This is a genomic window from uncultured Odoribacter sp. (genome assembly GCF_937966165.1).
Taxonomy (GTDB): Bacteria; Bacteroidota; Bacteroidia; order Bacteroidales; family Marinifilaceae; genus Culturomica.
In genome coordinates this window covers 170259-183514 of record NZ_CALCLB010000016.1, presented here as the reverse complement: position 1 = coordinate 183514, position 13256 = coordinate 170259, and the positions used below count along the sequence as shown (strand labels likewise).

Sequence of the window (13256 nt, the reverse complement as noted above, 5' to 3'; positions counted from 1 at the left end):
ATTATGCATAAATCCGGGGAAAAATTTATCAGGAATATTCCTGTAATTCATTTGCCAGACATTAACTGCTTCCCAGAAAAGTACAACCTGAAAATAAAAAAACCGGATTTCCAGTCCGGTAAACCACTGAATTTTTAAACGGATAACGAATTGTCGTTCCTGCGGCAAGCCGGACAAATTCCTTTCACGGTATAATTAATCGTATCTATCACATATCCTTCGGGCAATTGTACCAAAGGGATTTTTACATTGCTTATACACTCTGTTTTATGGCATATTTCACAATAGAAATGTATATGTCTGTCACCAATGTAGCAAGTATTGGACGGACTCCGGCATATTTCATATTTCATAGAGCCACTGCCATCTTCAAAGGAATGAATAGCATGATGTTCCAATAAAACAGATAGTGTACGGGAAATTGTCGACTTATCCAAAGTTCCGAATTGTGCTTCCAGTTCAAATAAAGAAACAGGACGGGTTAATTCAGATAATTTTTGCAAAATAAGAATCCTTGCTGCTGTCGGACGTACACCTTTATCTTTCAGCTTTTCTTCACATTGTTCTACGGACATAATTTTCTTTATTCTATTTATTCCAAACTTAAATGTGTTATTTTCAAATGACGAAGGGCAATTTGTACCTGGCCTCTATTTGTCCGGCAATTCCATGTCTGACAAACAATCAGTCCGGCGTAAAACCGATCAGTCCGGAATATCGTTTCGTTTATTCACTTCCCCCCAAAAATTTATCAGAAGATCCGAAATAGCCGAACCTGCAAATAGCTGAATATTGAATCAACAAGCCGGGAACCATTTTAAAAAACGACCTGTCTGTCAATGAAATTTCCTTTCGGCCTCCTCTGTTTTACCTGATCGTAAAAATACAACAAACGAAATGCAACTGAGTTGCAAAACTGAAAAATATATGCTTTTCCGTATCCCTTTCCAGCTAAACCAATCTGAATAATACTGAATAGGAAAAACGGCCAGACAAAAGAGGTCCGGAATATTGAACCGGATTACCGATTTTTTTTATTCTTAACCGGGATTCTCGGAAACAGTTTTCTGAAACGCACCAGATATGTTGTAATATTACTTCCGGCAATAATCAAGGTCACAGCCAAAATAATCAACAGTATTCCGCAACCCAGTCTCAGCGTCAATGATTCTCCAAAAACAGCAACCCCGAAAAAAACAGCCGTCACTGGCTCCAGGGCCCCGAGAATAGCTGTCGGAGTAGAACCGATATACTGTATGGCCTGAGTAGTACAAAGAAACGATATCGCAGTCGGAAAAACAGCCAAAGCCAGCAGATTCCCCCAAAGATACCATTCGTCTGCAACAATCAAACGGCTCCCGAAATCTACACGTACCAGAAACAATGCCAGTCCGAAAAGCAAAACATAAAAAGTCAGCCGGAGCGTTGCAATATCTTTCAGTACAGATTGATTTACCCCTACAATATAAATAGCATAAGAAAGGGCTGAAACCATGACTAAAGCTATACCCGTCAGACTGAGAGTGGAATTACCTCCTCCCTTATAGAGCAACCCTATGCCGGCCAATGCCAGTAAAATACACAAAACAGTCAGTAAATTTAATTTTTCTTTAAAAACCACTGCCATGATCAATGCCACCATGATCGGGTATACAAATAACAAAGTCGAAGCAATTCCTACCTCCATATAGTTATAGCTCTGGAATAGGGTGAGAGAAGAAAGGGCAACCAATAATCCCATAATTATCAAAGGAATAACCTCTTTTCGTTTTAATTTGAAACTCCTTCCCCTCGCTTTAAGCATAATGCCCAAAATCGGAATAGCAAACAGGTATCTGAAAAAAAGGACAGAATCCGGATTCATCCCCGCCTTATAAAGCGGAAGGGCAAATAAAGGATTCATCCCGTAAGTAGCCGCAGCAATAGCGCCCAACAAATAACCTTTAGCTTTTACATTCATAGCAATTATTTTGGCGACAAAAATAATATTTTCCCAACAATTCTATTCACAAAACAAATCCATGCGAAACATAAATTATACATGCAAATAAAAGGGGAATAACTGCCTGAACAATTCAAATCCGTCAACAACAGAACGGCATAAAGGACAGATTTAAATTTGTTTAAAAAGAAAAATGTTCAGGCTGGTTTCCAAGGAACAAGGGTACAAATGCTTTGCTGATTCGAAGAACGACGGCCCCTGATTCTTTTTTAATCGGAACCGAAGGGTTCTGTGAGGCATCGGGCGAATTCCCATCCGGTGTAAAGTGCCGTTAATCTCTTAAATTTTTTCAATCTTGAACAGGCATAATTCTACAACATCCGAAAAAAACTTTCAAAAAATAGTTACCTTATTCAAAGGGGAAAAATAGGAAGTTAAAAATATAATTATTTTTGCGCTGACTTTGTCGAACATCCCGTTCAGCCCTTGGCAATTCATTAAATGCTCAGTAAATGAAAAAAGGAAACGATGCGGAAACCGGTGCTTTTTTTACAAATAAAAACAGCCGGAAATGTATTTTCTGTAATAGAATAAACAAACAATTTTTATACGGTCTTTATTTTAAGGATAATCCATAAATCATCCCTGTTTTACTTATTTAAACGGAATCATTCCGGTAAAAATAATCTAAAACTACCTGAACTTTAAAAGAGACGATTTCGATAAAAGAATCGGACACTTAAATAATAGCGTTCCTCTACTTATTTTTTAAACTTCTGATTGTCATGAAAAAGAGTCTTATTGCTTTGGGATTCGGTACTCTGGGCCTTGGAATAGCAGAATTCGTTATGATGGCTATATTACCTTACGTAGCCAAAGACCTGCACATCACTATTCCAACGGCAGGACATTTGATTTCTGCCTATGCATTAGGTGTTTGTGCCGGAGCTCCCCTGCTGACACTTGCCCGCAAACTGCCGTTAAAGAAAATATTACTGGGGTTAATCGCTATCATGATGATGGGTAATACCCTGGCTGCTTTCTCTCCCACTTACTGGTTTATGTTAGGGGCCCGTTTTATCTCCGGCCTTCCACACGGAGCTTATTTCGGAGTAGCTTCTATTGTGGCTGAAAAACTGGCCGATAAAGGGAAAGGTTCTGAAGCAGTTTCCATTATGATTGCTGGTATGACCGTAGCCAATCTCTTCGGGGTTCCTCTAGGCACTTTTCTGAGCACGCTGTTATCCTGGCGGCTTACCTTTTTGCTCGTCGGGGTTTGGGGTATTATCGTACTTTATTTCATCTGGAAGTGGGTGCCCCCGGTAGAAGGACTTCCGGATAGAGGCTTTAAAGGGCAATTCCGCTTTCTGAAGACAACGGCCCCCTGGCTTATTCTGGGTGCTACACTGTTTGGCAATGGGAGTGTCTTTTGCTGGTACAGTTATATCAACCCGCTTCTGACGGAAGTATCAGGTTTCCCTGCCCGAAGTATTACCTTTCTGATGATATTGGCTGGAGGGGGTATGGTACTTGGGAATCTGGCAGGCGGACGCCTTGCAGATAAATATAGTCCCGGGCGGGTCGCAGCTTTTACGCAGATAATAATTTGCTTTGCCTTGTTGTCCATCTTCTTTGCTGCCCGTATCGACTGGCTTACTGCAATACTGATGTGTATTTGTACAATGGGACTCTTTGCGGTATCCAGTCCGTTGCAAGTTTCCATCATTCATTTCGCCAAAGGCGGAGAATTATTGGGAGCCGCCTGTATACAAGTAGCTTTTAATTTAGGAAATGCGATAGGGGCCACACTTGGAGGGTTGCCTCTGAAAGCCGGTCTCGGTTATCAGTATCCGGCCTTAATCGGTGTTCCTTTCGCCCTGTTGGGATTTATCTTACTGACAATATTCTTTAAGAAATACGAAAATGCGGCCCACTGATTGCTTCAGGAATACCGGAGGCAACTGAAATCCGATTAACTGTCATCCGGATGACAATTGCATAATTAATTTTGCCCCTATTTTGTATAAAATCCCTCCTTCATTTTTAAAAGAGTATTTGGATTACAACAATAGAAACATCAGACGACAGGATCGTCTATTAGAAGAAGAAAACGCCATTATGTTGCAGAGGAAAGGGGAATTCGGAATTCTTTCTTTGCAAGGTGAAAAGGGAGGAGCTTATGGAGTCCCTGTCAACTACGTCTGGGATAACCGTAACTCGATCTACATGCACTGTGCTCCCGAAGGCCGTAAATTACATTGTATTGTACTTTGCCCGCAAGTCTCCTTTTGTGTTGTCGGGAAAACCCGGGTTATTGCAGATAAATTTACGACTGCTTATGAAAGCATTATACTTCATGGTGAAACCCGGATCCGACTTGTTCCAGAGGAACGCAGGCAAGCCCTTTCACTTTTACTTTCCAAATATTCCTCTGCAAAAGACGCTGGAAAGTAAGATTCATCTGTATCCCTTCGTTGTGTAACTCCGCCATTTTTTTGATCTCAGCAACAGCACGTTTATCATTTACGTTCATATATAAATCGCTCAATTCAAAATGACACAACTCTTCAAAACAAATCCGTTCCTCCAAAGGATAAGCCTTCAACATTTCCAGAGTCTGCCCGAAACGGTTCTGTTCAGCTTGATAACGATACCAAGCTGACTGCATATTTTTATAGGGCTGTCCTCCAGCCTTATAATAGGTTCCGCCCAGGACCTTTTCATCATTCTGGTTAAAGGCCAGAATAAGGTGAAGCCGATGAACCTTGCTTTCATACCCTAGTTTTAATGCATCGTGATAACGCCCTGCCACATTCCAATCCAATCCCCCGAGAATACGTTCATCATCATAGGATAAAGTCTGTCTCCCCAACTGAGTAAAAAACCTTTTCCAAAATTCAAACGGGCCCAGACTTCATTCATAACAAATCTTCCGTTTTTATCAATTTGCGGATCCTGCCCCCAAACGCCCGAACTCGGATATTATCAAAATGGTGCATAACAAAACTCAGTTAGCCGATTATTTAAATGTAAAACGCCCGGCATAATCGAAAGAAATTAATCAAATGGTCAAAGAGGGGGACCTCTGCATCGAAAATATGAATGTAGAAATACTAAAAAAAGAACTTTTGCTGGAATTTCTATAAGTCTGTAAAAGGAATGGGCTTTCGGGCTGTTTTAGTTTAATCTTATATGAAATGCATTTTTCCTCATTATCAGGCTTTTCTTCCTTCAAAAGAAGTATAATTGAATATATAGATTTATTCCGATTTAATCCTAAAAGTCCCTCCCTGTGAATAAAAATCGTCAACGTTTATCGTAAAACCCGAAAGCTTACCTGCAAAAAATCTCTATATTTGTAAAAAATAGTGTTGCTATGAAAAATCTAGGTCAATGTGAATGTGGTTTACTATACAATGAATTTTCCATCATACTGATTCAAACATTTACCTCTCCTCAAATAAAAATCCCCCATTGCGGTTTTATAAAACCGATAAAAGAAGGGAATATAGACGACCAGCTTTTTACCCATAAAGACAAGATTGTAGACCGGTATGAATTGGAAGGTTTTGATATCGAAATCACAATTGATAAACCGAATACAGCTACTTTAAAAGGCCATGTACATGTATGGGCGGCTGTATTTTTTGATGCTACAGTAGAAATCTCTTATCGGATTATTGTACCTCCCGGAGGGAAAATTGATACGACCCCTTTTTGTCAAATCAGTGAGCCTTTTAATACGGACCAATTAATTATTATAGCCGGAATTGTACAGCATGTTGAACATTGGGTTTATAATCAGGAAGCAGAGAAACAAGAAATAGACGGGGCTTTGAAAAAGGTAAAAATCACCAATCTCCATTTAAATGCAGAAGCCCTGTTTTGCGAAGAACCTGTAAAGGAGGTAAAAATCACTTTTGAAGAAATCCAAAAACGGTACCGGAATTTTTTTGATAAATCCCCGGAAAGCAAATTCTACTATCCTGCACACAATTATATTTTTATTGATATCTGGGAATCTATCGGACATCAAGGGAATATCGATTTTTCTCAAATGCGGGAAGACGACATTATCCAGCATATCGAAACAGCCCATCAGGCAGAACTCGTTGGATTAATGACCCTTTACCCTGAAGAATGGCCTTACCGGATGGATTCCAGCTTTCCGGAAATCTGCGGCAGAAACATAGCCATTGACACAGACGATCTGGTTTTAACCAATGAAAACATGAGTGTCGTTTTCGGTACCTACGGCAAAAGAGGGAACGAAGCTCCTACCGATTGGCAGGAACATCTGGGGAGAAGGGACCGTTACCATGTCAGCTGGCCGGAATACCTGGTTTTATTGGAAATTTTACTGGCTAAAAAACATACCATCAATTATGTTTTAAACAAGTACATTTATAATTCTAAAAATGCTGTGAATGAAAACATTCACAATATGATCGAACAAAATGCACGCCTCAGTGTAAAATTATCTAATATTCTCCTCCAACTGGATTCCGTACGTTATCTTCGCTATATGTCGCATAAACACATGTTTTACGAAACGGCCCGGAATCTAAAAATTGAAGAAGACGAAAAACAATTGGACATCACCATCAGGCGGGTAGACAAATCACTGAACAATGCCAATAATGTCATAGAAATTCGTCAATCCAACGATACGAAATATATCCTTCTGTTTATTTCTGTCGCCTCCCTTTTTAGTGTAGTTTTACAGGGAGAAAATGTACCTTTGCTGTCCAGTTTATCCAAAGCGCTCGGCAGACAAACAGCTATCGTTTTAGTCATCATTACTTCCATTGGCATCGCTTACGGCCTGGTGGTTTTATTGAAAATGACAGCAAGATATATTAAACAAAGAAAAGTTTGTAAATACGATAATTATTCTTAACATGATACGGAAATATACAATAGATGACCGGCACGCCCTATGTGAGTTTTTTTCTTCCCTTATAGAGATTCATAAAGAATATATTTCACACGGTGAACTCCAAATGGGAATTGCAACAGACCGCGGACAACTAGCAAAAGATTATAAAACAAAATGGCTTCAATACCTGGACAGACAATCTGCTAATCCGGAAAATACAATACTCTTATATGAAGAAAAAGGTAAAATCATCGGATTTACCTTATTTGGTATTACGAACGACGGAGCCCAGCCCTATGGTGTAATTTTTGATCTGGGGGTTGCCCCGGCCTGCAGAGGAAAACATATCGGACAACAACTCCTGACAAAAGCTTTAGATTGTTTTAAAGCGCTTGGCATACAAAATTGTTATCTGGAATCCGGCATAGATAATCATTCAGCACATGGTTTTTTCCGTAAAAACGGATTTTCAGCCGTATCTGAAATTTTTCGCTTAAAACTTTAATACAAAGAAGACGGACCTTTCGTACTCTTGATTTTTATTTATACAGGAAGAGATTTAAGTCCTGCTAACAGGCAAATCAGCATTTACAGCCCACAAAATCTCAACTAAATAAAAATCTATAAAACTTCCAAAGGTCCGCCTTTAAAGGGCAAATTATTTTACCAAATTACTGTTTACCCGGTTGTTACCTGTATTCTCATACCAATCCTGACACTGATTTCCTCCGGACTGGGCCCAGGTTGCAAAATTGGGGTAAGCCAAGGTAAATTCAACTTTTTCATAAGCATGCGGAATCGCTGCAGGTACTTTTATTCCCCAAATTAAGTCGGTATTTGAAGTATAAAAATCATTTGATCTGTCGGTATTTACACTTTCATTTCTATATTTTACATAAATAGACTGATTGAAAAGAACCGGCTTATAACCATTAATATGTATTTCTTTCTGGTTGGAAGTATTTCCGATAAAGAAATCAAAAGAATCGTACAATACTTTATTCAGTGGCAGCGGTTTCGTCAAATATAACACATAGGCAACTTCAACCAAATCTTTTTCTGCCATCTCATAACCCGGTTCTGTATTCATATATTTTCCTCCGGCCGGCCGGTTTGGATTATTTTTTACATCCTTAAAAAGGAAAAGAGCATTATCTCCGTTAGCAGGCTCTACCGCTACAAAATCAATAGCAGGGGAGGCATTGACTATATTGTACGGAACAATCTCATCAATATCTGAACTCTTTACTCCCAGTAAATGCAAATAAAATTCATACGGGAAGATTCCTCCGACGGCTTTTAAACGTATACCCACTAAAATAGCCTCTGCTTTATTCTTGTCATCCACATATACCTGAGCTTTAAAATTGGCTACAATATCATTTAAATCATAATCTCCGTAGTCCGGCCATAAATCTTCGAACATTAAAGTACCCCAACCGTCTGCAGGGTAATAAATAACATTTTCTTTCCGGTCAGCATAAGGTTTTTCATCTGCCTGAGCCGAAACGGCAGTTCCTTCCGAACGATATTCTTTACTGTCATCCGGAACACGATAAGCAACAACCCCTTCCGTAATCGGCAGCTCTTTAGCTCCGGACAATCCTTCCGTTGTTTCATACTGTACATACAAACATTCCGAATAAGTAGGGACATTTAAAGTGACCTGATCTGCATTTTCTCCCACTATAAAAGAAGCAAAAGGGGATGTATTCCGGGACAATGAAACGTACACCCTGGAATCGTGCTGAGCTGTAAAATCACAGCGAATATCTGCAGAAGTCTTCCAATCAAATCCGGCTGGAATTTTCAACTCCGTTACCTTATCCTGCAACTTCGTCTTATTCAAAGAATCGGAATTGACGCAAGCATAGAACAGGAAAGGGAAAAGAATAACAATAATTTTAAACAAAGATATTTTCATGATTGCACTATTATTATTTAATACAGAACAAAAATAGGACATTCATACGACAAAACAAATTTTATATCTTTGAAAATGAATTTATTAATTATTCTTTTTCCGCATCATTCTATTTCCGTATCTCCGCCGGGGGTAAAACCGTCCCAACTACCGTCGATCCGGACTTCAAAATCAATTTTACCGTCAGAGAACGTAGTAATAATATCTAACAATTGATTCCGCTTTACTTTAAGAGTGTCTGTCACTACCTGATTGTAATAAGGCTCCACTTCATGATTCCGGTATAACTTCATATTCAAAACAGCCTTAGTATCCATAAGTGTCGGGAAAGTCCCGATAATAAATCCGGCAGCAGTTTCTGCCCGTACAGGGAGAACAGCATATTTCTTTACAGCACTTCCTTCTCCCTCATAACTTCCCGTAATATATTTTTTAGTTGCCAGACGGGACATTTCTACTTCGATATCCGTCAGATCCGCAGGCATGTTTTTAAATGTATAACGAACAACTGACTGTAAACGGGACAAAGCCGTGTTAAATTCCAGTTCACAATCGCAGTTTACCGTAAACGGCAAAACGGCAGCAAAATAATCTTCTGTCAGTTCGCTCCCCGGATAAGTCAACACTAAATTATCAGCAATATTTTCATCCCCGGATAAAGCATTTTTCGTAGAATTACCTACCAATATCAATTCATAGTCTCCCCATTCGAGCCCTTCCCAAGTCAAAGCGTAAAAAGCTCCGTTTACAGCAGACCAATCACTGACAATACCTTTTTGCTCCATTTTCCCTTCCCGGTAAAGATAATAACGCAAATGCCGGATACGATCTTTTATACTTCCTTCCACATTATCCATAGCATTTTCTGAAGAATTCTGAAATTTTTCAGCATAGACATTTACCTTTACCCTTCCAAGCGGACAAGGATCCAGATCTTCTTTGATACAACCTGCCAGGATAAAGAATATCCCCATTATAAACCATACTTTCGTTTTCATACTTCAAGCTCTCTCCGTATTTCATTTATCAGGAAAAATGTATTTCCATCCTTTTCTCCTTTTTAATATACTAATATTTATTATTCCATTCCATAAAAGGACCAAATAAGATTCCCGGATCTTCATTTATTTCTTCCAGGTAAACTCCGGCCTGCGTAGTCTCATCCGAAAAAATCTTATTGATCGGTCGCAAAACAATGCCATCGATATAAGACGTTCTGAAAACCCGGGTGGTAGTATAACCTTGCGGACACTTAAATACCTGGTAAGGTACTCCCGACTGTCCGAATATTTTAATATCACTGATTGTGTAGGGTAACCCTTCATTCTGATCATCTACGATATAATAAGGAGAGAAAACAGTCACTCCTGTCCAGGAAGAAACCAAATAATCCGTTCTTCCTTGCGGATAACGGGATACCATACACACCCCCATTGAATGACAAGGATTTACCTTATCATACCAGGCATTCCCCCATATATCCAGTCCATCCGGAAAATACTTTCCGGCAGCTGCTGTAAAAACCGCCTTAAAACTCTGTTCTGTAGTTCCAAAGTGCGGAGCCTCCGGATTTTCTTTTAATACGACCCGGAAACAAGCCACTTTCCGGGATACCTGAACAGAATGCAGATTTTCATGGGGATCCTGATTCAACTGATCGGTCTTTCTCACAACAAAATCCACAGAACCAGTAAAAAGTTCCCGGATCAGCATGCGGAGTCCGACATTTGGATATCCGGAATCACCAATAAGGTATTCCAATACTTTTGGAGGAACGACGGTTCCGTCTTCATTCTCCACGACCATTCCGGGTTTTAAGTCCTCATTCCACTTCGCAGAAGTAGGATTTAAAAAAAGGACCAAACGATAAGTGCCCGGCCGTAATTCGAGTTGTAGAGAGCTCAGCACATCCGTTCTTTTTAGTCCAAACTCTGACCAAGCCGAACCTTTTCCCAGATTTGGAGAAACAATCCGGTCTATAATCCATCGGGTATCTACCTTTTTTACTACAATAGCCTTATATTCATTGCAAATACGGGTCAAAACGGTATCCCCTCCGGCCCGGGTTATATTCATCGGTACAATTTCCGAATCCAGCTTCATTCCGGATGCCAGAGAAATAGTAAAAGATACCCCGATATTTTCTTCTCCTTCAGCCAGTATTTCGTCACTTTCCCAATAATGCTCCTGCTGACAAGCCAGAAATAATAAAACCAGTATCCCGAACCACCAAATCTTATCTCTTCTCATCTCTCTTCTATTTAAATGTATTCTTCCAATCTACATCAATCGTTATACCCGTTGTATGAGGTATATCAATAATCCGGTTACAATAAATCCCTCCTTTATTTCGTGTAAAACAATCGGGCAATATCTTTAAACCAGAAGACGCTGTAACTGCAGGCAAATTCAGAGCAATCTGTGCTTTGGAATAACAATCCTTTGTATGCGGAGCATCTCCATGCCCATTTTCACAGACAGGAGTCGTATCAAAATAGTGAAATACCATATTGACTCTGACGGTTTTATCCGCAGGCAGAAAACAGTCACCTAAAATTCTTGCACTCCCCTTTACTCCAAAAGCTGTCGCATATAAATGATTTTCGGGCTGAGGTATGCTTACCCTAAACCGCTCGTCTTGACGGGGATAAATATGTCTCACGACCGTACCCTGCTCCATCATCCCAACAGGCAATGTCTCCTCCGGAAATCCGATAGCTGTCGCTAATCCTGTATAAGTAATATCAATCTGATAGACACGATCGAAAACAGAAACGACAGAATCTGCTGTTAACGGGTCTACATCAACCGGAACATTTAATTCATTTATTTTATAAAAATCAAATACCATTTGTCCCACCAAACGGGTCAATATTCCTTCGATTTCTCCGTTATCCCACAATTCTTTTCCCTGTTTATCCAAAATAGCATAATAATTATCCAAAGTCAGGGAATCTTGTTGTACAATAATACGGGTATCGGCCCAGGTACTCTTTTCCGGAAGCGGCATTTGACCGTTTTTTCCGCCTATACCTATCTCCGGACGGTTTCCGGGAGTCGCTATAAACAAAAAGCGGTAATCGTAATTCTTCAAATCATCGTTCATCAGCCGGAGCCGGTCTTGGCCATTGCCCTGCAAGACCAAAGATGTATCCAGAAGATAATCAGGATCTGCGGGTAATTTACGGAAAATACACAATTCATATATTAAATTATCAGATGCCCCCCTTCCTTTTAATTCCAGCAGTACAGGGTAACCATCGGTATCTCCTCCTTCCTTTTTCCCTGTCCAGGAATCGGAACAAGCTATTCCCATTATGCCACATCCCAAAAAAAATATTATCCGGAATATTCCTGTTATTTTCATTCCCTTTTTATTTAAATAAACGCTAAACTCTTTCCTCTATTTCTAACTTATATATTCAAATAACTCCTCATCTTTAGATTTACGAAACCCAATACGCAAATCCGTAAATGGGCATCATAAATAGGCCGTTTTCTAATTCCATATTCCCTGATCCCCGTCGGTCTCTGCCGAAATCGGATCAGTTTTTACTGTAATCCCGATAAATTTATAGGTAGAAGTTACCCAAAGTGTAATGACCAGACGTTTGTTCCTCTCTACCTTTCCCTTCACTTGTTTTGAAAGTTCCGGGAAAGCACTGCCTGATTTAGGCAGCAAAACGACATTCACGTTTGTTTCCTGCCCCGTACCGGACGGAAATACGAAAGGACCTTCAAATATGGCAAAACCACTTTTCGTAATCCGGTTAGCCTGAGCGGTTGTCCAGAACACTTTGCTGTTTCCGATTCCTCCTCTAATATCTGCTGCCTCTCCTACTCCCGCAATGTCCAAAGAAACTTTTTCTATATTATCCATAATCGTCTTCCCTGCAGGATACGGCAAAGAATCGATTTCCCCGTTTTCCGGAATCCCGCGTTTTAATTGGAGAACAATTTGTCCTACAGCTCTTGTTAAGGTATTCCGTACCGTTTCTCCTCCCTGGATAGAATAGATCTCATCGGCCATAGCAGCACTTTCTGGAAACCAAAGTTCATCTGCCGGCCATACATATCCGTCCCGGGCCGGATCTTTTTCTGCTTTAACCTTTATGTCTGCAAAAGTAACAGCATTTGTTAATGATTCAGGATCTAAAAAAGTATGTAACCCCGACAATTTGAAAAACAAGAATTTATAATCTCCGACCTCCAGGCGGATACTTGTTTTTCCTTGCGTATCCCAACCCGAAACAATACTGCTGCGATACGTAAAATCAGGATCGTTCCGACCGAAGATTAAAACTGAAACATCTTCCATCCCTACATTTAAAGTAACGGAACGTGTAGCTAAAACTGATTCTTCTATTTCTCTCCCTTCTTTCTCTCTCACACAAGAAGCAGCCAGTAACAATAACGCCCAGTATACAATATTCCTTCCCTTCATGTTTTACAGTTTTAATCAATCGGTTCGAAACTTTCCTTTTACTATCAATACTTGATTCTATTTTCCC

11 protein-coding genes and 1 pseudogene are annotated in these 13256 nt (G+C 39.9%); 4 read left to right on the top strand and 8 right to left on the bottom strand.

Annotation, left to right across the window (positions count from 1 at the left end):
* Positions 1-134: 134 nt before the first annotated feature.
* Together Q0465_RS07460 and Q0465_RS07455 are read right to left on the bottom strand one after the other, a co-directional pair.
* On the bottom strand, positions 135-575 hold the full coding sequence (locus tag Q0465_RS07460) for a Fur family transcriptional regulator (RefSeq protein WP_298614612.1): 441 nt from the start codon (positions 573-575) through the stop codon (positions 135-137).
* Positions 576-1021: 446 nt separating this feature from the next.
* On the bottom strand, positions 1022-1960 hold the full coding sequence (locus Q0465_RS07455) for a DMT family transporter (RefSeq protein WP_298614610.1): 939 nt from the start codon (positions 1958-1960) through the stop codon (positions 1022-1024).
* Between the two features lie 767 nt (positions 1961-2727).
* On the opposite strand from Q0465_RS07455, the gene araJ reads away from it, so the two are divergent.
* Entirely contained in the window at positions 2728-3879 is a 1152-nt protein-coding gene (gene araJ / locus Q0465_RS07450) for an MFS transporter AraJ (RefSeq protein WP_298614608.1), read from the top strand.
* 181 nt (positions 3880-4060) lie between these two features.
* A complete protein-coding gene (locus Q0465_RS07445; RefSeq protein ID WP_298614856.1) occupies positions 4061-4396 on the top strand; it encodes a pyridoxamine 5'-phosphate oxidase family protein in 336 nt (111 codons plus the stop codon).
* A gap of 181 nt (positions 4397-4577) precedes the next feature.
* Here the strand turns inward: Q0465_RS07445 and Q0465_RS07440 are convergent.
* Positions 4578-4912, bottom strand: a pseudogene (locus Q0465_RS07440) (hypothetical protein); the annotation flags it as partial.
* Between the two features lie 406 nt (positions 4913-5318).
* Between Q0465_RS07440 and Q0465_RS07435 the strand changes: the two are divergent.
* Together Q0465_RS07435 and Q0465_RS07430 are read left to right on the top strand one after the other, a co-directional pair.
* The gene (locus Q0465_RS07435) at positions 5319-6842 is read left to right on the top strand and encodes a hypothetical protein (RefSeq protein ID WP_298614606.1); all 1524 of its coding nucleotides are present in this window, start codon (positions 5319-5321) and stop codon (positions 6840-6842) included.
* Position 6843: 1 nt separating this feature from the next.
* Complete coding sequence (locus Q0465_RS07430; RefSeq protein ID WP_298614604.1) at positions 6844-7326, top strand: GNAT family N-acetyltransferase; 483 nt, start codon at positions 6844-6846, stop codon at positions 7324-7326.
* 153 nt (positions 7327-7479) lie between these two features.
* Here Q0465_RS07430 and Q0465_RS07425 read toward each other — a convergent pair whose 3' ends face one another.
* The 5 genes from Q0465_RS07425 to Q0465_RS07405 all read right to left on the bottom strand — a co-directional run bounded on the left by Q0465_RS07425 (position 7480) and on the right by Q0465_RS07405 (position 13189).
* Complete coding sequence (locus tag Q0465_RS07425) at positions 7480-8745, bottom strand: LruC domain-containing protein (protein WP_298614602.1); 1266 nt, start codon at positions 8743-8745, stop codon at positions 7480-7482.
* A gap of 104 nt (positions 8746-8849) precedes the next feature.
* The gene (locus Q0465_RS07420) at positions 8850-9743 is read right to left on the bottom strand and encodes a hypothetical protein (RefSeq protein WP_298614600.1); all 894 of its coding nucleotides are present in this window, start codon (positions 9741-9743) and stop codon (positions 8850-8852) included.
* A gap of 70 nt (positions 9744-9813) precedes the next feature.
* A complete protein-coding gene (locus Q0465_RS07415; protein ID WP_298614598.1) occupies positions 9814-10995 on the bottom strand; it encodes a hypothetical protein in 1182 nt (393 codons plus the stop codon).
* 7 nt (positions 10996-11002) lie between these two features.
* Positions 11003-12112 (bottom strand): DUF5031 domain-containing protein, encoded by a 1110-nt coding sequence (locus Q0465_RS07410; protein WP_298614596.1) that lies wholly within the window; start codon positions 12110-12112, stop codon positions 11003-11005.
* 132 nt (positions 12113-12244) lie between these two features.
* On the bottom strand, positions 12245-13189 hold the full coding sequence (locus tag Q0465_RS07405; RefSeq protein WP_298614594.1) for a hypothetical protein: 945 nt from the start codon (positions 13187-13189) through the stop codon (positions 12245-12247).
* Between the last annotated feature and the right edge of the window lie 67 nt (positions 13190-13256).

Bases quoted from the DNA above. Each gene is read 5' to 3' on its own strand.
- Q0465_RS07460 (WP_298614612.1), bottom strand. From the start codon at position 575: ATGTCCGTAGAACAATGTGAAGAAAAGCTGAAAGATAAAGGTGTACGT.
- Q0465_RS07455 (WP_298614610.1), bottom strand. From the start codon at position 1,960: ATGAATGTAAAAGCTAAAGGTTATTTGTTGGGCGCTATTGCTGCGGCT.
- araJ (WP_298614608.1), top strand. From the start codon at position 2,728: ATGAAAAAGAGTCTTATTGCTTTGGGATTCGGTACTCTGGGCCTTGGA.
- Q0465_RS07445 (WP_298614856.1), top strand. From the start codon at position 4,061: ATGTTGCAGAGGAAAGGGGAATTCGGAATTCTTTCTTTGCAAGGTGAA.
- Q0465_RS07435 (WP_298614606.1), top strand. From the start codon at position 5,319: ATGAAAAATCTAGGTCAATGTGAATGTGGTTTACTATACAATGAATTT.
- Q0465_RS07430 (WP_298614604.1), top strand. From the start codon at position 6,844: ATGATACGGAAATATACAATAGATGACCGGCACGCCCTATGTGAGTTT.
- Q0465_RS07425 (WP_298614602.1), bottom strand. From the start codon at position 8,745: ATGAAAATATCTTTGTTTAAAATTATTGTTATTCTTTTCCCTTTCCTG.
- Q0465_RS07420 (WP_298614600.1), bottom strand. From the start codon at position 9,743: ATGAAAACGAAAGTATGGTTTATAATGGGGATATTCTTTATCCTGGCA.
- Q0465_RS07415 (WP_298614598.1), bottom strand. From the start codon at position 10,995: ATGAGAAGAGATAAGATTTGGTGGTTCGGGATACTGGTTTTATTATTT.
- Q0465_RS07410 (WP_298614596.1), bottom strand. From the start codon at position 12,112: ATGAAAATAACAGGAATATTCCGGATAATATTTTTTTTGGGATGTGGC.
- Q0465_RS07405 (WP_298614594.1), bottom strand. From the start codon at position 13,189: ATGAAGGGAAGGAATATTGTATACTGGGCGTTATTGTTACTGGCTGCT.